Here is a 22,069-nt window from a genome sequence, read left to right as displayed (position 1 = left end):
ATCAGCGGCTGAGGATCAGGAGGGTGAGGTCGTCCGCCAGGGGACACCCGGCGGTGAAGGCGACGACGTCGGCGAGGATGGCGGCCTGCAGGTTCTCCGCAGGGCCGCGAAGCAGGGCTTCCAGCCGCGCTTCGCCGTAGAACCCGCCCGCGGCGTCCTGGGCTTCGGACAGCCCGTCCGTGAAGAACACCAGGCAGTCGCCCGGTTCCAGGCTCCCTTCGCAGACTTCGGTGGCGGCGGCGAAGCGGGTGGCCGTGAGCCCGATGCCCAGGCCCTTCGGCTGGAGGCGCGTCACGGTGCCGTCGGCGCGGCGGAGGTAGGCCGGAGGATGGCCCGCCCGCACGAACGCGAACCGGCCGGTGCGGGGATGGAAGGTCCCGTAGGCGAGGGTGAGGAACAGGTTCCGACCGTGGCCCCCGCACCAGATGGCGTTGAGGCGCTCCGCCACCTCGGCGGGCCCCAGGGCCTGCTTGTCCAGGGCAGACAGGACGCCCTTCGTCTCCGCGGCGTAGAAGGCGGCGCTGGTGCCCTTCCCGCTGACGTCGGCGATGAGGAAGGCCAGGCCGCCGTCCAGCAGGGGGAACAGGTCGTAGTAGTCGCCCGCCACTTCCCGCGCCGGCAGGATCGTCGCGCGGATGGACGGCATCCGCAGGGCTTCCAGGTCGGGGAGGAGGCGCATCTGGACCTCGCGGGCCACCCGCAGTTCCTCCTCCATCCGCAGCCGCTCCTCCCGCTCCGTGGCGGCGGTCTGGAGCCGGCCCGCCATCTCGTTGAAGGCCGCGGAGAGGTGGGCCACCTGGTCGCGGCCCCGGGGCCGGATGCGGGCCGTGAAATCGCCCTGGCTGAGGCGCTTCACGCCGCCGTGGAGGTCGTTCACGGCCCGCCCGAGGGACCAGGCCAGGACGAGCCCCAGCAGCGCCGCCACCAGCTGCGCGAGAAGCAGGGCGACGAGCACCAGGGTCAGCACCACCACGGCCTTCACCATGCCCTCGGACAGGGCCTGGCCTTCCCCACTGCGGTAGCCCGCGAACAGGGCGTAGAGGTTCGTCTCCGGCGTCGCGGTGAGCACCAGGGGCCGGCCCGTGGCCCACTCGGTGAGGGGGAAGGCCAGGGGCGGCAGGCGGAAGGGGGCGAACAGCCCCGAACCCTCCAGGGGCACGCCCTTGGTCCAGGCCGCCAGCGCCTCCCCCTGGCCCACCAGAACCGCCGATTCGCGGCTTTCCTTCCCGGCCCGGATCCGCATCCTGTGGCCGTCTTCGCCCTGGCGGGGCGCGAGGCCGAAGGCCACCTGTCCCCCCGCCAGCGCCTGGGTGCGATCCCCCAGAACGCCCAGGGGGAGCGATAGGACGCGGTAGCCGCCGGGCTCCTTCCGCACCGCGCGGAGGTAGGTGTCCTGCCCGGGCGCGCCGGGATCAGATTCGCGGTGGTCCGCCCACACCATCCCGAGGAAGGTCTCGGAAACGCCCGGAGGCAGCTCGCGGACATGCTCCACCCACGCGTCGCCATAGCTCCGCAGGAGCTGCAGCGCCGCGGCGTCGCCGGGCTCGCGGGCGGCCATCTTCAGGGCCCCTTCCCAGGTGCCCAGCGCCTGCTGCGTGGACCGGCTCACCTGGGCGCCCAGCCCCAGCCAGCTCAGGGCCATCAAGGCGAGGGCCAGGGCCGCCACGGGCAGCGCGGACATCAGCGCGAGGATGACCCACAGCCGGCGCGACACCCGGAACAGCAGCCGGTCCCAGATCCACCGCAGCCCGCGGAAGGCGAGCACGGGCCCGCCGATCCACAGCAGCAGCGCCGCGCAGCCCGAACGCCCCGGCGGCAGCGCCAGCAGGATGCCCCACACCACCGCCACCCACGGCCAGTGGCGCCGGAAGCGGAACCCCGCCCAGGCGGTGCGGAAGCGGTCGGGGACTCCGTCCGGAAGCAGACCCACGGTGTCCTCCGAGCTACATGTACAGGCCGCCGTTCACGCCCAGGACCTGGCCCGTGATGTAGCTGGCCTCTTCGCTGGCCAGGAAGGCCACCGCCGCGGCGATGTCGGCCGCCGTGCCCATCCGTCCCAGCGGGATCTGCTGGGTGAACTCTGCCTTCACCGCGTCGGGCAGGCCGGCGGTCATGGCGGTCTCCACGTAGCCGGGCGTGACCGCGTTGGCGGTGACGTTGCGGCTCGCCAGCTCCCGGGCCACGGACTTGGTGAGGCCGATGAGCCCGGCCTTGGCCGCCACGTAGTTGGACTGGCCCGGATTGCCCATCTGGCCCACCACGGACGCGATGTTGATGATCCGGCCCCAGCGCTGCTTCATCATCGGCTTGGTGGACGCCTGGATGGCCGTCCACGCCCCCTTGAGGTTGGTGTCGATGACCGCGTCCCAGTCCTCTTCCTTCATCTGGATCAGGAGCTTGTCGCGGGTGATTCCCGCGTTGTTCACCAGGATGTGGATGGCGCCGTGGCGCTCCACCGTCGTCGCCACCGCGGCCCGCACGGAAGCGGGATCCGACAGATCCGCCACCACCACGTCCGCCTTGCCGCCGGCCTCTTCGATGGCGTCCGCCACTTCCTGCAGCTTCCTCAGCGTCCGGGCCGCGCAGACCACCGTCGCCCCCTGGGCCGCGAGCTGCTTCGCGATGGCTTCCCCGATGCCCTGGCTGGCGCCGGTGACGAGGGCGACCTTGCCCTGAAGGCTGAACATGGGACCTCCGGATGAAGGGCCAGTCTAGCCTGCCCAACGGAGCGGCTCCTTGCTTCCGCCGCGGCCGGAGGAAACCCGATGGACCGCATTTTTCCATTTCCTCCGTTGTGCAGGACCGGCGCGCGCCTACCCTGAGGTTTTTCAGGAGGCTTCCATGTTCTTCCTTGCCCTGGCGCTCCTGGCCCAGGATCCCGCTCCCGCCAAACCCGCCTGGTCCGCCACCACCTACGAGGCCGCCGCGACCGAGGCGAACAAGAAGGTCCTGGCCGAAGGCAAGCCCCTGACGGTCACCGGCGAGATCGTGGACGTGTCGTGCTACACCCAGCTGGGAAAGCGCGGGGACGCCCACCGGGACTGCGGGTCCAAGTGCGTGGCCGAAGGGGCGCCCGCGGGGCTCCTGACCTCCGGCGGGACGCTCTACATCCTCATGCCCGAGCCCCACCATCCCCGGCGCGACGGCAAGGCCAGTCTGGCGAAGTATTTCAGCGAGCACATGGCCCAGACGCTCACCCTGTCGGGGATGACCTCCGACCACGGCGGAATCCACACCCTGTTCGTCGCCGTCCCGCCGACGCGATAGCTATTTCAGCGTCTTCAGCCAGGCCGCCAGGGGCGCCAGATCCGCCAGGGGCGCGCCGTCCCCGTAGGCGCTGATGGCGTCCGGTCCGGTCAGGCCGGCCCGCGCCCGGGTCTCCCGCTTGAATAGGTGGTTGGCCTCGGGGATCTCGATGACGGCGCCCTTGAAGCCGGGAGGCACCCCGTCGGGTTTTCGCGTCTGGATGTCGCGGTCCCCCCAGGCCACGGCGCAGGGCACCGCCAGGCGCTGGGCCAGGGTCCAGGGGTCCAGGTCCAGGGTGTCCTTCACGAAACTGCGCGTGGCGGGCACCGCCAGGGAAGCCGCCAGCCGCGCGACGCCGGGCGCGACCTGATCGCCGGCGGGAGGAAGCGGACGGTCGCGACGGAGGGCGTCGAGCGCCGCCTCCAGGAACTGGAGGTTCGCCTGGGTCACGGCTTCAGGAGCCTGGGCGGCGTCCAGCTGGCCCTTGACCTGGGCGAGGATGGTGCGGCCCATGCTGGCGCCCGGCAGGGCCAGCAGAAGCACCGCGTCCGCCTCCCCCGCCGCCAGCAGCGACAGCAGCGCCCCTTCGCTGTGGCCCACCAGCAGCAGCTTCTTCCCCTTCGCTTCCGGCAGGTCCCGCGCGGCCTTCAGCGCGGCCCGGATGTCCCCCACCTGCGCGTCCAGGGACACGTCCAGCTTGGGATCCTTGGACCCGATGAACCGCTTGTCGTACCGGAGGGAGCCCACGCCCTGCGCCTGGAGCCACGCGGCGAAGTCGCGCCCCCCGTGGCTCGAAAGGGGAATCAGGGGATTGGACCAATCCCGGTCGGTGGGGCCCGACCCGGCCACCATCACCGCGAAGTAGGGGTGGTTCCCGCTGGGCGTCACGCTCCCTTTGAGGGGAAACGCGTTGAAGCCCGGGAAGCCGACGTGGCGATCCAGAGCGGGCTGGGCCAGCAGAGGCAGGGCCAGCAGGGCGGGAAACAGGGCGGGGCGGACCATGGAACCTCCACCTCCAGGATGACGGCACCGGCGAAAGGTTCGCGGTTTCCCGAAGGGCGGTTGACAAGGGCTTCCCCCGGCCGATACATTACTGCCTTGGCAGTGGTTGCTTAAGCATTTAATAGGGTCGAGTCGACAATGGACGAGGAAAGCCGGGTAGTCGAGGCGCTATATACCGCTGAAAACTACAATCCGCAGGACAATGTGGGGCTGTCCATCGCCGACATCTCCCGCAGGCTGCTCATGGCCTTCGACGACGAGATGACCAGCCTCGCGATGGACATCACCGGCGCCCAGTGGGTGATCCTGATGCGGATCGCCAACGGCTGCGCCTCCACCGCCTCGGAACTCTGCCGCTTCACCCGCTACGACACCGGGTCCATGACGCGGATGCTGGACCGGCTGGAGGAAAAAGGGCTGATCCACCGGGTCCGGAGCCGTTCGGACCGTCGGGTCATCACCCTGGAACTCACGGAGGCGGGCCGGGAACTGTATCCTCTCCTCCCCCCGGTGGCCATCAAGGTGCTGAACGCGTACCTCAAGGGGTTCACGCGGGAGGAACTGGACCAGTTCAAAGGATTTCTGAACCGCATGCGCGCCAACGCGGGGGCTTCCCTATGAGCCGCGCGGGCGCTTCCTCACGTCGGATGGAGGTTTTCATGTCACGCACCTTCGCGGGCCCAGGCCGGGGATCCGCGCTCTGCCTCGCGCTCGCCGCCGCTTCGGCGGCCTCCGGGACGCCCCTGGCGGCCCAGGCCCCTCCCTCAGCCCCCGCCCCGGCCGCCGCTCCGGCGAAATCGGTGACGCTCACCCTGTCCCAGGCCCTGCGGATCGCGCTCGATCAGAATCCCAAGGTCCAGCAGTCGCTGCTGGCCATCGCGGAAAGCGGCGACGACCGCCGCTCCGCCGCCGCGGCCCTGATGCCCCAGGTGGGGGCCCAGGCCCTGGGCCAGCGCAACAAGTACAACCTCGACGCCCTCATGGGCATGCCCCAGCCCAATGGGCCGGAAGTCGTGGGTCCCTTCAACTGGGGCCAGGTGGGCGTAGAGGCCCAGGTGTCCCTCTTCGACCTCAGCCTGTGGAAGAAGTGGCGGGCCGCCCGCCACGGGGAGGACGCCGCCCGCGCCCAGGGCCGCGCCGTCCGCGAGGAAGTGGCCGGGCTGGTCGTGGGCCAGTACCTGCGCGCCCTGCGGGCCGCCGCTTCCGTGAAGGCCGCGGAATCGCGGATCGAACTGGCCGAAGCCCTCGCACAGTTGGCCGGAAACCAGCAGAAGGAGGGCGTGGGCACCAAGCTCGACAGCCTGCGGTCCCAGGTCCAGCTCCAGACCGAGCGGCAGCGCCTCATCCAGGCCCAAACCCAGCGCCTCACGGCCCTGGCGGGACTGGGACGCCTGCTTGATCTGGCCCCCGGGACGGTGATCGACCTGGCGGATTCCCTGGCCGCCCCCGCCCTTCCCGGCGCCGGGCTCCAGGAGGCCTACCAGGCCGGCCTGGCCCAGCGCCCGGAACTGGCGGTGCTGGACGCCCGCGAGCGGGCCGCCGCGAACCTGCGCCAGGCCGCCCAGAGCCAGCGCCTGCCCACCCTGACGGCCAGCGGCGTCATCGGTTCCACCACGCTCCAGTCCCAGCCCTGGACCCACACCTACCAGGTGACCCTGGGCGTCCGCGTGCCGCTGTTCACCGGCGGCCTGATCTCCTCCCAGATCGCCCGCGCCAAGTCCGAGGAAGCCCGCGTCCAGGAGAGCCGCCGCGACATCCGCGCGCAGGTGGGCCTCGAGGTGCAGGTCGCCCAGGCCGAACTGGAGGCGGGCTCCCACGAGGTGGAAGTGGCCGATCTGGCCGTCAACCTCGCCACCGAGGCCCTCTCCCAGGCCCGCCACCGCTTCGAGGCGGGGGTGAGCAACAACATCGAAGTGATCAACGCGCAGGACGAACTCGCCCGCGCCAACGACAACCAGATCAGCGCCCTCTACCGCCTGAACCAGTCCCGCGCGGACCTGGCCCGGGCCACGGGGCAGCTCGAACAGACCTTCGCCCGCTGATGGAGACTCCCATGAACCAAGATGCCCCCGCCCAGGCCGTGCCTCCCGTGGAGGAACCGGCCCCCAACGGCTCCCGAGCCATGCTCGCCCTCAAAATCGGCGTGCCCGTCGTCCTGCTCATCGGCGCCGGGATGTGGTTCTACTCCCGCAACCGCGTGAGCACGGACGACGCCCAGGTGGACGGTCACCTCGTGCCCATCTCCTGCCGCGTCTACGGCACCGTCGACAAGGTGCTGGTGGAGGACAACCAGGCGGTGAAGGCCGGCGATCCCATCGTCGCCGTCGATCCCCGCGACATCCAGGCCCGCCTCGCCCAGGCCAAGGCGGCCTACTCCCAGGCCCAGGCCCAGGTCGAGGGCGCCAAGGCCGATCTGGCCCGCGCCCGGGTGGCCTTCCAGCAGGGCAAGGGCTCGGACCTGGAGACCGTCAAGGCGACCCTCGACGCCCGGAAGGCGAACCTCGACAAGGCCAAGAGCGACGTCCAGCGGATGAAGCCCCTCGCCGACCGCGAGGAGATCTCCGCCCAGCAGTTCGACACCATCCGCACCCAGGCGGAAGTGGCCGAGAGCGAGTGGCGCGCCGCCCAGCAGCGCCTCGGTTCCTCCCACCAGGAGGCCGACATCCGCAAGGTGGCCGTGGGCGCCGCCGAAGCCCGCCTGGCGTCCGCCCAGGCCCAGGTGGAGCAGGCCCGCGCCGCCCAGGAAGGGCTGGAGCTGCAGCTCGGCTACACCCAGATCCTCGCCCCCGTGGACGGCGTGGTCACGCGCCGCATCGTGGAAGCGGGCCAGACCATCCAGCCCGGCCAGGGCCTGCTCACCCTCATTCCGCTGCACCAGACCTGGGTCACCGCGAACTTCAAGGAGACGCAGCTTGCCCGGATGCAGCCCGGCCAGGAGGCCGAAATCAAGGTGGACATGAACGGCGTCGTGCTGAAGGCCCGCGTGGATTCCATCGCCGGCTCCACCGGCTCGCGGATGAGCCTCCTTCCCCCCGAGAACGCCGTGGGCAACTTCGTGAAGGTGGTCCAGCGCATCCCCGTGAAGATCCACATCGACGAGCAGGACGCCAAGAAGGTGATCCTCCGCCCCGGCATGAACGTCGAGGCGACGGTGATCCTGAAGTGAGCGCCGGAACCGCCCAGTGACCTCCTCCCATCGCACCATCAATCCCTGGGTCATCGCCCTTACGGTGATGATCGCGACCTTCATGGAGGTCCTCGACACCAGTGTGGCCAACGTGGCCCTTCCGCACATCGCGGGGGACCTGTCGGCCACGGTGGAGGAGACCACCTGGGTGCTGACGTCGTACCTGGTGGCGAACGCCGTCGTGCTGCCCCTCGGCGGCTACTTCTCCAGCCTCATCGGCCGGAAGCGGTTCTACCTCACCTGCGTGACCGTGTTCACGGTGGCGTCGTTCCTCTGCGGGATCGCGCCGTCGCTGGGCTGGCTGATCTTCTTCCGCGTGCTCCAGGGCCTCGGCGGCGGCGGCCTCCAGCCCATCTCCCAGGCCATCCTGGTGGAGACCTTCCCGCACGAGAAACGCGGCGCCGCCATGGCCGTCTACGGGATGGGCGTGGTGCTCGCGCCCATCATCGGCCCCGTGCTCGGCGGCTGGCTGACGGACAACTTCAGCTGGCACTGGATCTTCCTCATCAACATCCCCGTGGGCTTCCTGTCCTTCACGCTCACCAGCTCGCTGGTGCAGGACCCGCCGACGTTCCACCGCATCTCCCTCAAGGAGGGCGCGCGGTTCGACTACCTGGGAATCGGGATCCTCACCCTGGGCCTCGCCTCGCTGGAGATCGTCCTCGACGAAGGCCAGCGCAAGGATTGGTTCAGTTCTAATTTCATCGTCTTCTTCGCCATCACGGCGGCGGTGGCGCTGGTCTTCGCCGTTCTCTACGAATTGCGGAAGGCCCGGCCCATCGTGGACTTCCGCCTGCTGAAGGACCGCACGTTCGCGGTGGCCATCCTGATGCTGTTCGTCCTGGGCTTCGTGCTCTACGGCAGCCTGGCGCTCCTGCCCATCTTCCTCCAGACCCTGCTGGGCTACACGGCCCTCCTCAGCGGCTGGGTGCTGAGTCCGGGCGGCTTGGCCATCATGCTGATGATGCCCGTGGTGGCGCTGCTCCTGAAGAAAGTGGACACGCGGTGGCTCATCGGGATCGGGTTCTTCGCCTGCGGGCTGGGGCTGATCCAGATGGCCGGGTTCAACCTCCAGGTGGATTTCCAGACGGCGATGTGGTCCCGCGTCGTCCAGAGCCTGGGCTTCGCCTTCCTGTTCATCCCCATCAACGTCTCCGCCTTCCAGCACATCCCTCCGGAGAAGACCAGCCACGCCGCGGGCCTCATGAACCTGGTGCGCAACATCGGCGGCAGCACCGGGATCGCCCTGGCCACCACCATGCTGGCGCGGCGGGCCCAGGTCCATCAGGCCAACCTGATGGGCCACCTGACGCCCGGCGATCCCGCCTACCAGGGCTTCCTGGACCGCGCGGCCCAGATGGGCGTCCTCCGCGGCGGCCTGTCTCCCGCGGACGCGGCCCACATGGCCCAGGGCAGCGTCTACGGCACCGTGCTCAAGCAGTCGAGCATGATGGCCTTCTCGGACACGTTCTGGTTCATGGGGATGATGTGCTTCGTCCTCTTCCCGCTGCTGTTCCTCATGCGGGGCAGCCGGGCCACCGGCGACGTGCCCATCGATTAGCGGGGTGCCGTGAGCCTGCGGACCCTGCCCCTCTCCGAGCGCCTGTTCGCCACCGCGGCGATCCTGGCGCTCGGAGCCCTTTTAGCCGGCGGCCTGGGCTTCGTCCTGAAGCCGGACCGGCCGGCGAAGTCCGGCCAGTCGCGCCTGATCGCCGTCGTGGAAGGGGTGATGGCCCCCCACGCCAGCCCTGCGGAAGTGGCCGTCTTCCGGAGCTGGGTCGAAGGCGGCGCCGCGGGAGGCCTACGCTCCCGTGGAGGCCGTGGTGGCCCGCAACTGCGCCGCGTGCCATGGCGAGGGCGGCCAGCCTCCGCGGCTCACCGCGTTCGAGGACCTGCGCCCGCTGGCGCTGGAAACCACGGGCATCGACGTCTATGCCGCCCTCGGTGCGCGGGGCGTGCACTTCGCCCTTTTCCCCCTGGTCTTCCTGGCGGCGGGCGCGGGCTACCTCCGCCGCACGACCTGGCGAGGCCGCCGCATCCTCCTCGCGGCGGGCGCGGCGGCGGTGCTGTTCGACCTCATCCAGGCGGAGTTGCGGCCGGGTCATCTTGCATGGACGTGGACGGCGGTCGGGCTGCTGGCCGCCGCCTATCTCGTCCTGGGAACAGTGGTGCTCCTCGACCTGTGGAGAAGGCCGGCGCGGTGACCTACTGGGCAGCGGGCTCGTCGACGAAGTCCTCGTCGGACAGGCCGCTGTCCGGCGGCAGCTTGGCCAGCTCCGCCTTCACTAGGTCCTGGTGCTCGATCTCCTCGTCCCGCAGTTCCTCGAACAGGGCGCGGACTTCGGCGTCCTGGATGGCGGGAAGCGCGGCCACGAAGAAGGCGTAGGCCTTCACTTCCGAGGCCAGCGCGGCCTTCATGGCCTGCCTGGGCGTCATGAAGGCGCGGGCGGCGTCGTAGTCCGGCGCCTCCACGTCAAAGATCATGGCCCGCGTGGCGGTGGGAGGGGCGTCGCCGAAGCGCTGCGTCCGCCGCTCGGCCAGGTCGCGGCCGTGCTTGGCCTCGTTCACCGCCATCAGGCGGAAGAAGCGGGCCGCGTCCGGCGTGCGGTGCTGGTCCATCTGGGCCGCGAACTCCTGGTAGCGTTCCTCGGCCTCCGCTTCGATGAGAACGGCGAGATCGAGGGCCTCGATCAAGCTCAGGTTCGCAAAGTCGATTCCGCGCGTGGCCATGGCGGCCCTCCCGGGTGGGGTGGAAAAGTGGAGAAGGCGGTCACTTCTTGATGAAGAGATCCAGGATCCGCTCCCGGGACGGCGCGTCCTTGGAGAGTTCGGCCTGGCGCTCGCGCACCATCGCGTCGTAGGTGGGCGGCGGCTCGGGGTTCCGGTAGAGCACGCCCAAGTGCATCTTCTCGCCGTAGTGCTGGGCGAGATCCATGGCCGCCAGTCGGTTCGAGGGATCGTGGCCCAGGGCCGCGAGGCTCTCGCTGATGGCCTTGAGGCCCTTGATCTGCTGGGCCTCCTCGCCGTAGGTGACGCAGGGGGACTGGACGTTCACGAAGGCGAAGCCGGGGTAGCGGATGGCCTCCTCGATGACGGCGGACATCCCCGCCAGATCCGTGGGCGAAGCCTGGGCCACGAAGCCCGCGCCGTAGGCCAGGACGTAGAGGAGCGGATTCACGGGCTCCTCCAGGCTGCCGTAGCGGGAGGTGCAGGTGATCCGGCCCTTCTGGGAGGTGGGCGAGAGCTGGCCCTTGGTGAGGCCGTAGATCTGGTTGTCCATCACGATGTAGGTGATGTCGATGTTGCGGCGGATCAAGTGGGCGATGTGGCCGCCGCCGATGGAGAACCCGTCGCCGTCGCCGCCCGCCGCCAACACCAGCAGATCCGGGTTGGCCAGCTTGATTCCCTGGGCGATGGGCAGCGCCCGGCCGTGGACCGTATTGAACCCGTAGGCCGTGGTGTAGCCAGGAATGCGGCTGGAGCAGCCGATGCCCGAGATGAACGCGATCTCGTGAGGCGCGCGGCCGATGGCGGCCAGGGCGCGGTAGATGCCCTGCACCACGGAGTAGTCGCCGCAGCCGGGGCACCAGATCGGCTTGAGGTCGCTCTTGTAGTCCTTCGCTTGGAATTCGGAGGCGGTGGTCATGGTGGCGCTCATGGTGGACCTCACTCCTGGGGCTGGAGGCTGCCCTCGTGGCTGCGCTGCAGCTCCGCGAGGAGATGGTGGAGGGCCGCGACGATCTCGCCGGGCAGGAAGGGGTTCGCGCCGCTGCGGGCCAGGGACTGCACGCCCTTGGGCAGGTCCAGGTGCATCCGGAGGACCTTGAAGGTCTGCGCCAGGTGGGACTGCTCGACGATGAGCCCCTTCTGGACCGACGCGAAGAATTCGCGGTAGGTCTGCTCGGCCACGGGATAGAGCAGGTAGGGCACCAGCAGCTTCACGTCCAGGCCCTGTTCCTGCGCCATCCGGAGGGCCTCGCGACAGACGCCGGCCACGCTGCCCCAGGCCACCAGGGCCAGCGGCGCGTCGGGGTTGCCCGTGACCTCGAAGAGGTCCTTCCGCTCCTTGAGCGGATCGAACTTCTTCGTGCGCTTGTCGTTCATCCGCTGGTGGACCGTCCCGCTGTTGGTGGGGGAGCCGGATTCCGTGTGCTCGATGCCCGCCGCCAGGTAGGCGCCGCCGGGCATCCCAGGATGGCTGATGGGGCTGATGTGGTTCTCGGTCTGCTTGAAGCGCTTGTAGTCCTGGAGATCCGCGGCGGTGGGGCGCAGCCGCTCCTCCACCTTGAACCCGCTGGTGTCGATGGGATCCAGGGTCTCCTTGCGCTGGGAGATCTCCTGGTCGGAGAGGACGATCACCGGCGTCTGGTAGCGCTCGGCGATGTTGAAGGCCTCCACGGTGATCCGGAAGGTGTCGGCCACGGAGGTGGGGGCGAGCACGGGCCGGATCACGTCGCCGTGGGCGGAGAAGGCCGCCGCGAACAGGTCGGACTGCTCGGTCTTGGTGGGCAGGCCCGTGGAAGGGCCGCCGCGCTGCACGTCCACGATGACGAGGGGCAGTTCCGCGATGCTGGCGAGGCCCATCATCTCGGACTTCAGGGAGAGGCCGGGGCCGCTGGTGGCGGTCATGGACTTCTTGCCGGCGAAGGACGCGCCCACCGCGGCGCCGATGCCGGCGATCTCGTCCTCGGCCTGGAGCACGGCGCCACCGTACTTCCAGACGTGGTTGGTGAAGAACTGCATGATCTCGGTGGACGGCGTGATGGGGTAGCCGCCGAAGAACTGGCAGCCCGCGAAGATGGCCGCCGCGGCGCACATGTCGTTGCCGTCGGTCAGGAGCTTGGGCGCGCCCTTCGCGGTGGAGGGCACCACGGTCATGTCCGCCTTGAGCGGATGCTCCTGGGCGAAGGTGAAGCCCGCGTCGAACGCGCGCTGATTGGCCGCCACCAGCTCCTCGCCCTTCTTGGCCAGCTTCTTCTTGATCCCGGCCATCACGGCCTCGCCGCCGATTCCGAACCATCCGGCGATGACGCCGAGGACCACGGTGTTCTTGGCGCGCTCGGTGCCGGCGGTGGCCTTCGCCATCTCCGCGATGGGCACCGCGATCACCTGCAGGGGCGTCACGCCCACCAGCGGGATCTGGCTTTCCGGCACGCCGGTGGCGGCCTCGTAGATCACCACGGTCGTGCCGCTCACGGGCAGCTCGGCGCCGAACCGGAGGAAGTCCTCCCAGTTGAGGGCCACGGCCACGTCCAGGTTGCCGCCGGGATTCAGGATGGGCTCGGTGCTGATGCGGACGCGGCAGGAGGATTCGCCGCCCCGGATCTGGGAGCCGAAACTCTTGGTCATCACGCCGTGGTAGCCCTCGGCTGCCGCGGCCTGCAGAAGGGATTCGCCGGCGGAGACGATGCCGTCCCCTCCTGAACCGGCCATTCCGAAGACAAGATCCTTGCGCATGGGCACCTCGGGGGAGAGGGTTGGCAGCGACCGGATGCCCATCGGACCTCCGCCGCCGCACGCTGTGAAGACGTGGGCCTTCGCTTCACCCTACTCGCGGTGGGCCTTGCTTTTCATCACACCTTCCCGGCGGAAAAGCGTGGCAGCGCGGATTTAGCTGAGCTGCGACAAGTCTTCGGGAGCCCCCAAGCTGAGGGTCGAGACCTCGACGTTCCGCTCCTTGGCTTGACGCTTCGCCAACCCGGCGAGCACCTTCCCCGGTCCCAGTTCGACGAACGTGGTGACGCCCTCATCGAGCAGCAGCTCCAGGATGGCCTGCCAGCGCACGGCGCCCGGGATCTGACGCACGAGGCCGTCCCGCAGGGCCTCGGGCGCGGTCACCGCCGCCGCGTCCACATTGTTCACGAGCGGGCAGAGGGGCGCGTGGAAAGCCAGGGCGCGGAGCACCGGCTCCATGCGCGCCTTCGCGGGCTCCATCAGAGGCGAATGGAAGGGCGCGCTCACCGGCAGCTTCACCGCCTTGCGGCCCCCTCGCGCCTTCGCCGCCTCCAGGGCCGCGTCCACCGCTTCCGCATGGCCCGCGATGACGATCTGGCCGGGGCCGTTGAAGTTGGCGGGGACCACCACCTTGCCCGTCGCCGCGGCGGCCTCGGCACAGCTGGCCTCCACGTCGGCGAGGCTCATCCCGAGCAGCGCCGCCATGGCGCCCACGCCCACGGGCACGGCCTCCTGCATGGCGCGGCCCCGCTCGCGCACCGTGCGCACGGCGTCGCGGAAATCCAGCGCCCCCAGGGCGACGAGGGCGCTGTACTCGCCCAGGGAATGCCCCGCGGCGAAGTCGGGCTGCGGCAGCCGGGCGCCCCAGGCGCGGACCACCATCGTGCTGTGCGTGAGGATGGCGGGCTGAGTGTGCTCCGTCAGCTTCAGGGTCTCTTCCGGCCCCTCCGCCATCAGCCGGGATAGCGGAAATCCCAGGGCCTCATCGGCCTCGGCCAGCGCCGCCCGAGCGGCGGGCTCGGCTTGGGCCAAGGCAACGCCCATCCCCACCGCCTGCGATCCCTGCCCCGGAAACAGCCACGCCACCTTGCTCATCTCGACCCCCGCAACAATCAGCCACAGATAAACACGGATGAACGCGGATGAAAAACCCATCCGTGTCCATCTGCGTTCATCCGCGGCGGGAAGGATTCAGTCCTGCGGAAGCAGCAGCGCGACGCGCTCCTGGATGCGCTCGTGGAGGCGGTGCTCCGCGGCTCGGAGGGCGGCGCGGATGGCGTTGCGGACGGCCTTGGCGTCGCTGCGGCCGTGGCCGATGATGCTCACGCCCTTGACGCCCAGCAGCGGCGCGCCGCCGTACTCCGCGTAGTCGAGCTTCTTCTTGAACCGCTTCATGGCGGGCTTGGCCAGAAGGCCGGCCAGCTTGGTGACCGCGCCTTCCATGAAGCTGTCGCGGAGGCCGGCGAGGATGCCTTCCGCCAGAGCCTCGCTCGATTTCAGCACGACGTTGCCCACGAACCCGTCGCAGGCGATGACGTCGAAATTGCCGTTCCAGATGTCCCGGCCTTCGGCGTTGCCTTCGAACCGGATCTCCATCTGCCGCAGCATGGCGGAGGCGTCCTTGGTCACGTCCGTGCCCTTGCCGTCCTCTTCCCCGACGCTGAGGATGCCCACGCGGGGCCGTTCCAGCCCCAGGACTTCCTCGGCGTAGACGGAACCCATCACGGCGAACTGGGCGATGTGCTCCGCGCGGCAGTCCACGTTGGCGCCCACGTCCAGCAGGACGGTGGGTTCCCCGGTCATGTTCGGCAGAACGCTGGCCAGGGCCGGCCGGTCCACGCCGTCGAGCTTCCCGATGACGAGGCTGGAGGCGACCATCGCGGCGCCCGTATGCCCCATGGAGACGACGCCGTGGGCGCGCCCCTCGCGGACCAGCTGGGCGGCCACGCGGATGGAGCTTTCCTTCTTCTCTTTGAGAATGCTGGTGGCCTTGTCTTCCATGACCACCGTCTGGGAGGCGTGCACCACCTCCGCGCGCGCCATCAGCGCGGGCGTGAAGCCGTGCCGCGCCAATTGCGGGCGCAGAACCGCCTCGTCCCCCACCAGGAACAGGAAGAGCCCAGGCCAGGCCTCAAGAGCCTCCCGGGCACCCTGCAAAGTGGCATGGGGCGCGTGATCGCCCCCCATGACGTCCAGTGCGATGCGATGGCCGTCCACCGGCCGGCCCTTAGACCGACTCGGCGACGCGGATGGCCTGCTTGCCGCGGTAGAAGCCGCAGCTGGGGCACACGCGGTGGGGCAGCTTGGGGGTCTGGCAGTTGGGGCAGGTGCTGGCGCTCATGGCTTCCAGCGAATCGTGCGTGCGCCGGCGGTCGCGGCGGGCCTTGGAATGGCGGCGCTTGGGATTCGGCATGACTAGCTCCTAGGGACAGAACACAAAGTTCCAGGTTAAGGGTTTCAGGACTGCGGGTCCAGCTTGATTCCCGCCAGGGCCTTCGCGAGGGCCTGGTTGAGGACGGAGGACCGCCCCGAATCGGACGGGCACTGGCAGGGCCCCTTGTTCCAGTTCTTGCCGCAGGTGGGACAGAGGCCCTTGCAGTCCTCGGCGCACAGGGGATGCATGGGGGCGTGCAGCTCGAACTGCTCCCGCACCAGCTCCGCCTCGTCGAGGGCGTCCTCCGGGAGGAACACCACGTCCAGATCCTGGGACCCGAGCGTGTGCGATCCGCGGGCCACCAGATCCGCGTCCTTGCTCCCCAGGAACTGACTTTCTACTGAAAGAGGCAAGTCGAGGGGGGCGAGGCAGCGGCTGCAGGCGCCCTGCCACACGGCTTTGCCCTTGACGTCGAGGAACACGTCGCCGTTCGAAGGAAGGGCGAAGACGCTCCAGGTCGCGTCCGTCAGCGACACGCCGCCTTCCAGCGCCAGGGATTCCGTGGCGCCCTGCAGGCGGAGCCCCTCGGCGGGCAGCTTGTGGAGATCGATCACTTGGGGGCTCCGGAGGCGGCGGGCGCTTCGCTCTTGGGCGTGCCTTCGCCGGCGGATCCGCCGAGCACCTGGCCCTGGCTCGGCGTGCGGGTGATGGGCCCGAATTCGTCCTGCCGGTCAGGATCCCCGGCGCTCTTCAGCTCATAGACCCCGCGACTGGACTTCCCTTCGTACGGCTGCTTGAAGGGATCGAGGGGGCTCATCCCGACCTTGATCAGGTTCTCCTTCACCAGGGGGGAGTTGCCGTCCACCATGGCGTCGAAGCTGCCGAAATCCGGGTAGCGGGCGTGCTTGAGGTAGTACTGGTCCAGGCCCTCGGCGACCGTCTTGAGGTCGTCCTGGGCCTTCACGTAGCGGGCCTGGGCGCTGAAGTTCTGGTACTTCTTGAAGCCGAGGGTGCTGATGATGGCGATGATCATCAGCGCCACCAGGAGCTCGAGCAGCGAGAAGCCCCGGGTCGTGCGGCGGGCGGTCAGGAAGGTCATGGGAGGGTCCCCAGAAAGGGCCCGGACGCGGGGCGCCCGAGCGTTCCAGTGTGCCAGGAATGGCCGGAAAAGCAAGGTTTGAGGCGCATGGGACGCGCCGACGGGCGCATCACGGATCCCGCGAGGGCTCGGTCCCTCCGCCCTCGTCCACCGCCTGCGGCGGGAACTCGGCGGGCCACGGGAAAGCTCCCGGCAGGGCGTCGAGGCCCCCCAGTTCCGCGAGCCAATAGCGGTAGGCCCGGAAGCCCATCCCCAGCCGCCGGCCGGCCTTGGTCTTCACCCCGCCCACGTCTTCCAGCGCGCGGCGGAGGAAATACCCCTTCAGAGCGGTGAGCCACGCCTCCAGGTCGAATCCCTCCGGCGGAATACCCAGCGGAGCGCTCCGCTCCCCCGCCTCCACTGGAAGGGCGCCCAGTCCCTCGGGAAGCAGGTCACGGGTGATGGGGCCGCCGGGATTGAGGGCCACGCAGCGCTCCATCAGGTTCTCCAGCTCCCGGACGTTCCCCGGGAAGCGATGGGCGGCCAGGACGGCCATGGTCTCGGGATGGAGGGGCATGGGGGGCTTCCCCAGCTTCCGGCAGAAGCGGCGGAGGAAGTGCTCGGCGAGGACAGGCAGATCCTCGAGCCGCTCCCGGAGAGGAGGCATCTCGATCTGGAGGATGTTCAGGCGGTAGTAGAGGTCCTCCCGGAAGGCCCCCGCCTCGGCCCGGGCCCGCAGGTCGCGGTTGGTGGCGGCGATGACCCGCACGTCCACGGGGCGCTCGTCCGTGGCGCCCAAGCGCCGCAGGCGGCGCTCCTGGAGGACGCGGAGCAGCTTCACCTGGAGGGCCGGCGGCATCTCGCCAATCTCATCGAGGAACAGGATTCCGCCGCCGGCCTCCTCGAACAGCCCGCGCTTGGTGGCGCTGGCGCCGGTGAAGGCCCCCTTCTCGAACCCGAACAGCTCGCTCTCCAGCAGCGCTTCCGGAAGGGCTCCGCAGTTCACGGCCACGAAGGGACCCCGGGCCCGGTCGGAATAGCGGTGGATCAGCCGGGCCACCACCTCCTTGCCCGTGCCGCTCTCGCCGGTGAGCAGGACCGTGGTGTCGGCGCGGGAGACCTTCCCGATCAGGGCGTTGATCTTGCGCATCACCGGCCCCACGCCCACCAGCTCGCCCAGATCCTGGGGCGGGGGCGCCTCCGGCCCCGCGGCGGCGAGGAGCCCCTGCAGCGTGGCGATGAGGTCCTCATGGCGGAAGGGCTTGGTGATGAAGTCCACGGCGCCGAGATTCAGGGCTTCGACGGTGGTCTCCGTCGTGGCGTAGGCGGTCATGATCACCACCGGCGTCTCAAGAGCCTGCTCCTTCATCCAGCCGAGCAGTTCGATCCCCGAGCCGTCCTTCAGCTTCAGGTCGGACAGGACGCCGTCGAAGGCCGCTTCTCCCAACGCCTGCCGCGCGTCCTTCAGCCCCGCCACCGCCTCGCAGCGGAATCCCGCGCCCTCCAGGGCCAGAGTAAGCACCTCCCGAAGGCCGGGTTCGTCCTCCACCAGCAGGATCCGTTGGGTCGAGGTGAGGGACATGGCACCCTGGGCAAGTGACGCGTTGAGTCAGTTATCCTCATCTTGAACCCTTTCCTGGAGTCCCGTGAAGCACATCGTGTTCGCCCACCGGAAGCTGTCCTTCGGGGGAGGCGAGCGGGTGCTCCTGGAGCAGGTCGCGGCCCTGCGCGGACTGCCCGTCCGGGTGTCGGTGCTCTTCCGGAAGGAACCGGGACGGCGGGACATCGAAGCCGAGCTGCGGACGCGGAACCCCAACGTGGGCGACGTGCGGCACATCCCCGGGGCCTTCGGAGCGTTCGCGTGGCTGCTGCGCGCGCGGCCGGACGCCCTGGTCGTGTGCAACCACAAGGGCGTCCAGCGCGCCCTGCCCTGGCTCGCCCGGCTGGGCCGGCGCATCCCCACCGCGGTCACCCTCCACGAGCACTACGAGCGCCACCTCCGGAAGTACCGGGGAATCCGGGAACTGGTGGACCGCTGGATCTGCACCTACGATTTCACCGCCGCCGTGCGCGAGCACCTGAGTCCTGCGCCCTGCGCCATCATCCACCCCCTCTATCCCCGGCCCGAGGCCCAGCCGATGGACGCTGAAACCCGCCGCGCCGCCCGCGCGCGCCTCGGCCTTCCTCCGGACGGCCCCCTGGTGGGCTACGTGGGCCAGATCGACGGGCGCAAGGATCCGGTCGCCGTCCTGCGGTTCGCCGAAGCCCTGGCGAGGACGGGCTCCGCTCCCGCCCTGCTGTTCGCCGGGCGCGAAGAACATAAGACCGCCGCCGCGCTCCAGGCCGCTCTGGAGGGCTCCCCCTTGCGCGAGCGGACCCGTCGCCTGGGCGCCCTTCCCGATCTGGGCGACGCCTTCGCGGCCCTGGACCTCTACGTGATGACCAGCCGCAACGAGGGCTTCTTCCCCCTCGCCCTGATCGAAGCCCTGGAACGGGGCGTCCCCGTCCTGGCGCCGCCCGTGGGGGGCATCGGCTCCATCCTGCGCGACGGCGACGGCGGCTTCCTGCTCCGGAAAACCGACGACCGGAAGCCCGTGGAGGATTCCGCGTTGCGCGAGGCGGCGGCTCGGCTGGCGCCCCTCCTCGCCGATCCCGCGGCCTGGGACGCCCAGCGGGCGCGGGCGCACGCCTTCGGCACCGCGCTCACCCGGGACTACGATGCCGCGGCCAAGTTCCGCGAGGTAATTGCCCCGTGGCTGTGATTCCCAACGGTGCCACGTGGGTTCGCTTCCCGCGCTTCGTGGGCGACGCCGCCATGCAGCTCCCCGTTCTCCGGCTGCTGCGGGAAATCGACGCCGGGCCGCTCGTGGTGTGGGGGCCGAAGACCGCGGTGGGGCTGGTGGCGGACACCTGGTTCTGCGACGCAGCGGTGCCCGACGAGGGCAAGCCTGGGCCCGTGGCCATGGCGAAGCTCCTCCGGCGGCACCGGGCGGCGCGCAGCATCCACTTCCCCAAGTCCCTGCGCCCGGCGCTGGCGGCGTGGCTGGCACGGGTGCCCGAGCGCATCGGCGTGGACGAGAGCCTGGCGGGGTTCTTCAATACGCACAGCGGTCCGTTCTGGGAAGCGGACGGCCCCTTCCTCCTCCGCTACCACGCGGTGCTGAAGCGACGCTGGCCCGACCTTCCGCCCATGCCGTACGCGGATTTCGATCCCGGGGTGGCCGTGGACCGGCCGGCGGGCCCCTACATCTGTCTGATGCCGGGCTCCACGTGGCCCTCCAAGGCCTGGCCCGTGGCGCACTACCGCGCGCTGCTGCTGAGGGCCCGCACGGAGGGTTTCGACGTGGCGGTCTTGGGTTCGCCGGACGAAGCCGCCACCTGCGCCGCCGTGGCCGGTGCCGAAGGGCTGGATCTCTGCGGGCGGACGACCCTCAAGGAGGCCGCTGCCTGGCTGCGGGGCTCCGCCGGGGCGCTGGGGAACGACTCGGGCCTCAGCCACCTGGCCGCGGCTTGCGGGGCACCCGTCCTCGCCCTGTACGGCGCGACGGACCCCGGCGGCTCGACGCCCTGGGGGCCCAAGAGCCGCGCGCTGCGGCGGGAGGGTATTCTCTGCGCCCCCTGCTTCAAGCCCGACTGCTTCGTCCCCGGCCACCCGTGTCTCGCAGAACTGGGGTCGGATCAGGTCTGGAGCGAATTCCGCGCCCTCATCTCGGGGTAGAATCGAACCTCTCTCCGAGGTCCCGCCATGGTCCGACGTCTCTTCCTCGCCTGCGCTGCGGTTTCCCTCGTGGCCCAGGCGCCCGCCATCAGCTTCGACAAGACCCACGTGGCCCTCGGACGGATCACGCCGGACCGCAAGGTGGCAGCCAAGTACCGCGTGACCAACACCGGCAACGCCTACCTCAGCATCAGCCAGGTCCGCCCGAGTTGCGGGTGCACCGCCACGGTCCTCGGCAAGTGGTCCATGGCCCCCGGCGAGAGCACGGATCTGGAAGCCGTGTTCGATCCCAAGGGCATCCGGGGCGGCGTCCGGAAGTCCATCGAAGTGGTCTGCAACGACCCCAAGACCCCCACGGTCCACCTCACCCTCGAAGCGGAAGTGGTGCAGGAGATCATGCCATCGGTGGAATCCGTCTACTTCCACCAGGCGCCCAAATCGGGCCAGGCCCACAGCACGGTCCGCTATGCCAGTGGCAACGGCGAGGCCGTGCAGCTGATCGACGCCAAGGCCCCCGGCGCGCCCTTCCTCACCTTCACCCCCCGGACCGAAGGGAAGGACGTGGTCCTGGAAGTGGCCTTCGATGGGAAGAAGGTCCCCGCCGGGCGCATGCGCGGCGTGGAGCAGGCCACCGTCCGCTTCACCAATGCCCGCGTGGGCCAGCTTCCCCTCAACATCCAATGGGAGCTGAAGCCCGCCATCCAGGCCTCACCCGTGGAACTGGTCTTCCAGGATGCGCCGGGGAAGGAACTGCGGCAGAAGCTGGTCCTGAAGCAGATGGACGATCACGCCTTCCGCGTGACGGGCAGCCGGTCCTCCCTCAGCGGGCTGAAGGTGGAAGGCATGGGGCCCCGCGCCGCGAACCACGAACTCTCCGTGGTGGTTCCCGCCACGCTGAAGGCCGGGCGCTACAGCGAGCTCCTGTCCCTCACCACGGACGATCCCGATCAGCCCGAATTGACGGTCCGCGTGGCCGTGCTGTTGAAGTAACGACAGTCCGTCAAGACTCCGCTCCATTTGCGTCCCGGTTCTCCGGGCGAGGGCGATAGCCTGGAGGGATGCCGGAATCCCGCCGCTCCCATTTGGTCGCCGCCGTTTCCCTCGGCGCCATTGCGGCGGTGTGGGGCGGGGGCTTCCCGGCCACCAAGTACTGCCTTCAGGCGGGTCTTTCGGTGGGCGCCATCCTGGCCCTGCGATTCACCCTGGGCACCGTGGGCCTGGGCCTACTCCTGCTCGCCTTCCGGGTGCCCCTCCGCCGCCGGGCCATCCTGGACGGCCTGTGGCTGGGCCTCGTCCTGGCCACCCTGTTCTGGCTGCAGACCGACGGCCTGCGATTCACCACCACCTCCAAATCCGGGTTCATCACGGGGCTGTACGTGATCTTCACGCCGGCGGTGGCCCTGCTGGCGGGGGACCGGCTGCGCCTTTCCCACGGCCTGGGGGCGCTGGTGGCCCTCGCCGGGCTGCTGCTGCTCGTGCGGGAGCCGGGCACCGGCTGGGGCGGCTGGAACCGGGGGGATTCGGAGACCTTCCTTGCGGCCATCCTCTGCGGGTTCCACATCGTGATGACCGCCCACTTCTCCCGGCGCTCCGAAGGCTGGGTCCTGGCCTTCATGCAGGTGGCGGTCACCGCGGGCATCTCCCTGCTGATCACCCTGGCGCTGCCCTCCCCCCACGGATTCCACGGCGCGGGCGCGGCCCTCGCCAAAGGCGGAACCTGGATCGCGCTGGCCTTCATGAGCCTGCTGGCCACCATCCTCGCCTTCTACATCCAGAGCACCATGCAGGCCCGGCTGGGGGCCACCGAAAGCGCCATCCTGTTCAGCACGGAGCCGGTGTGGACCGCCGCCATCGCCCTCAGCGGGCTGGTCCCTGGAATTCGCGAACACCTCTCGCCCGCCCAGCTCGCGGGCTGCGGGTTGATTCTCAGCGCGACCCTGGTGGCGGAACTGGGCGCCAAACTCCTCCGGCGGACCGCCGCCGAAGAGGCCATCGGTTAGTCGCTATCCT

The 22,069-nt window shown here is 69.8% G+C and carries 22 protein-coding genes; 10 read left to right on the top strand and 12 right to left on the bottom strand.

All coding sequences use genetic code 11. The features are described 5' to 3' along the window. Position 1: 1 nt before the first annotated feature. Entirely contained in the window at positions 2–1,930 is a 1,929-nt protein-coding gene (locus tag RAH39_RS03965) for a SpoIIE family protein phosphatase (RefSeq protein WP_306591507.1), read from the bottom strand. 13 nt (positions 1,931–1,943) lie between these two features. Beyond that, entirely contained in the window at positions 1,944–2,687 is a 744-nt protein-coding gene (fabG, locus tag RAH39_RS03960; RefSeq protein WP_306591506.1) for a 3-oxoacyl-[acyl-carrier-protein] reductase, read from the bottom strand. Between the two features lie 154 nt (positions 2,688–2,841). Here fabG and RAH39_RS03955 point away from each other — a divergent pair, with 154 nt between their 5' ends. Next, positions 2,842–3,267, top strand: coding sequence for a hypothetical protein (locus tag RAH39_RS03955; RefSeq protein WP_306591505.1), 426 nt, complete (start codon positions 2,842–2,844; stop codon positions 3,265–3,267). On the opposite strand, the gene RAH39_RS03950 is transcribed toward RAH39_RS03955, so the two are convergent. Continuing rightward, positions 3,268–4,248, bottom strand: a complete 981-nt coding sequence (locus tag RAH39_RS03950) for an alpha/beta hydrolase (RefSeq protein ID WP_306591504.1) — start codon at positions 4,246–4,248, stop codon at positions 3,268–3,270. A gap of 138 nt (positions 4,249–4,386) precedes the next feature. Between RAH39_RS03950 and RAH39_RS03945 the strand changes: the two genes are divergently transcribed. The 5 genes from RAH39_RS03945 (at position 4,387) to RAH39_RS03925 (ending at position 9,639) form a co-directional block, all read left to right on the top strand. Next, positions 4,387–4,869, top strand: coding sequence for a MarR family winged helix-turn-helix transcriptional regulator (locus RAH39_RS03945; RefSeq protein WP_306591503.1), 483 nt, complete (start codon positions 4,387–4,389; stop codon positions 4,867–4,869). Positions 4,870–4,907: 38 nt separating this feature from the next. After that, on the top strand, positions 4,908–6,290 hold the full coding sequence (locus RAH39_RS03940; RefSeq protein ID WP_306591502.1) for a TolC family protein: 1,383 nt from the start codon (positions 4,908–4,910) through the stop codon (positions 6,288–6,290). Between the two features lie 11 nt (positions 6,291–6,301). After that, complete coding sequence (locus RAH39_RS03935) at positions 6,302–7,414, top strand: HlyD family secretion protein (protein ID WP_306591501.1); 1,113 nt, start codon at positions 6,302–6,304, stop codon at positions 7,412–7,414. 16 nt (positions 7,415–7,430) lie between these two features. Then, a complete protein-coding gene (locus RAH39_RS03930; protein ID WP_306591500.1) occupies positions 7,431–8,996 on the top strand; it encodes a DHA2 family efflux MFS transporter permease subunit in 1,566 nt (521 codons plus the stop codon). Positions 8,997–9,258: 262 nt separating this feature from the next. Further along, the gene (locus RAH39_RS03925) at positions 9,259–9,639 is read left to right on the top strand and encodes a hypothetical protein (RefSeq protein ID WP_306591499.1); all 381 of its coding nucleotides are present in this window, start codon (positions 9,259–9,261) and stop codon (positions 9,637–9,639) included. 1 nt (position 9,640) lies between these two features. Here the strand turns inward: RAH39_RS03925 and RAH39_RS03920 are convergent, their stop codons facing one another. The 9 genes from RAH39_RS03920 to RAH39_RS03880 all read right to left on the bottom strand — a co-directional run bounded on the left by RAH39_RS03920 (position 9,641) and on the right by RAH39_RS03880 (position 17,923). Then, positions 9,641–10,165 carry a ferritin-like domain-containing protein gene (locus RAH39_RS03920; protein ID WP_306591498.1) on the bottom strand — a complete coding sequence of 175 codons (525 nt, stop codon included), beginning with the start codon at positions 10,163–10,165 and terminating at the stop codon, positions 9,641–9,643. Positions 10,166–10,205: 40 nt separating this feature from the next. Next, on the bottom strand, positions 10,206–11,093 hold the full coding sequence (locus RAH39_RS03915; protein ID WP_306591497.1) for a 2-oxoacid:ferredoxin oxidoreductase subunit beta: 888 nt from the start codon (positions 11,091–11,093) through the stop codon (positions 10,206–10,208). 8 nt (positions 11,094–11,101) lie between these two features. Beyond that, positions 11,102–12,892: a 2-oxoacid:acceptor oxidoreductase subunit alpha gene (locus RAH39_RS03910; RefSeq protein ID WP_306591496.1), complete on the bottom strand. Its 1,791-nt coding sequence runs from the start codon at positions 12,890–12,892 to the stop codon at positions 11,102–11,104. Positions 12,893–13,045: 153 nt separating this feature from the next. Continuing rightward, entirely contained in the window at positions 13,046–13,984 is a 939-nt protein-coding gene (gene fabD, locus RAH39_RS03905; RefSeq protein WP_306591495.1) for an ACP S-malonyltransferase, read from the bottom strand. 96 nt (positions 13,985–14,080) lie between these two features. Beyond that, complete coding sequence (gene plsX, locus RAH39_RS03900) at positions 14,081–15,106, bottom strand: phosphate acyltransferase PlsX (protein ID WP_306591494.1); 1,026 nt, start codon at positions 15,104–15,106, stop codon at positions 14,081–14,083. Between the two features lie 10 nt (positions 15,107–15,116). Next, positions 15,117–15,302 (bottom strand): 50S ribosomal protein L32, encoded by a 186-nt coding sequence (gene rpmF, locus RAH39_RS03895; RefSeq protein WP_306591493.1) that lies wholly within the window; start codon positions 15,300–15,302, stop codon positions 15,117–15,119. A gap of 44 nt (positions 15,303–15,346) precedes the next feature. Then, complete coding sequence (locus RAH39_RS03890) at positions 15,347–15,877, bottom strand: YceD family protein (protein WP_306591492.1); 531 nt, start codon at positions 15,875–15,877, stop codon at positions 15,347–15,349. Next, a complete protein-coding gene (locus RAH39_RS03885) occupies positions 15,874–16,362 on the bottom strand; it encodes a prepilin-type N-terminal cleavage/methylation domain-containing protein (RefSeq protein WP_306591491.1) in 489 nt (162 codons plus the stop codon). Before RAH39_RS03885 ends, RAH39_RS03890 begins: the two co-directional genes overlap by 4 nt. A 109-nt stretch (positions 16,363–16,471) precedes the next feature. Then, positions 16,472–17,923: a sigma-54-dependent transcriptional regulator gene (locus RAH39_RS03880; RefSeq protein ID WP_306591490.1), complete on the bottom strand. Its 1,452-nt coding sequence runs from the start codon at positions 17,921–17,923 to the stop codon at positions 16,472–16,474. A 64-nt stretch (positions 17,924–17,987) separates the two neighbouring features. Here RAH39_RS03880 and RAH39_RS03875 point away from each other — a divergent pair, with 64 nt between their 5' ends. From RAH39_RS03875 to RAH39_RS03860, 4 genes are all read left to right on the top strand, one after another. Further along, complete coding sequence (locus RAH39_RS03875; protein ID WP_306591489.1) at positions 17,988–19,103, top strand: glycosyltransferase family 4 protein; 1,116 nt, start codon at positions 17,988–17,990, stop codon at positions 19,101–19,103. Further along, on the top strand, positions 19,094–20,059 hold the full coding sequence (locus RAH39_RS03870) for a glycosyltransferase family 9 protein (protein WP_306591488.1): 966 nt from the start codon (positions 19,094–19,096) through the stop codon (positions 20,057–20,059). The genes RAH39_RS03875 and RAH39_RS03870 overlap by 10 nt, the downstream gene beginning before the upstream one ends. A 27-nt stretch (positions 20,060–20,086) precedes the next feature. Then, positions 20,087–21,049: a DUF1573 domain-containing protein gene (locus tag RAH39_RS03865; protein ID WP_306591487.1), complete on the top strand. Its 963-nt coding sequence runs from the start codon at positions 20,087–20,089 to the stop codon at positions 21,047–21,049. Between the two features lie 68 nt (positions 21,050–21,117). After that, complete coding sequence (locus RAH39_RS03860) at positions 21,118–22,059, top strand: DMT family transporter (RefSeq protein WP_306591486.1); 942 nt, start codon at positions 21,118–21,120, stop codon at positions 22,057–22,059. Positions 22,060–22,069: the final 10 nt, after the last annotated feature.

Origin of the sequence: Geothrix sp. 21YS21S-4 (assembly GCF_030845995.1) — a bacterium.
GTDB lineage: Bacteria > Acidobacteriota > Holophagae > Holophagales > Holophagaceae > Geothrix.
Note: the sequence above shows the minus strand (reverse complement) of the source record. Positions and strands in the feature narration are given on the sequence as shown.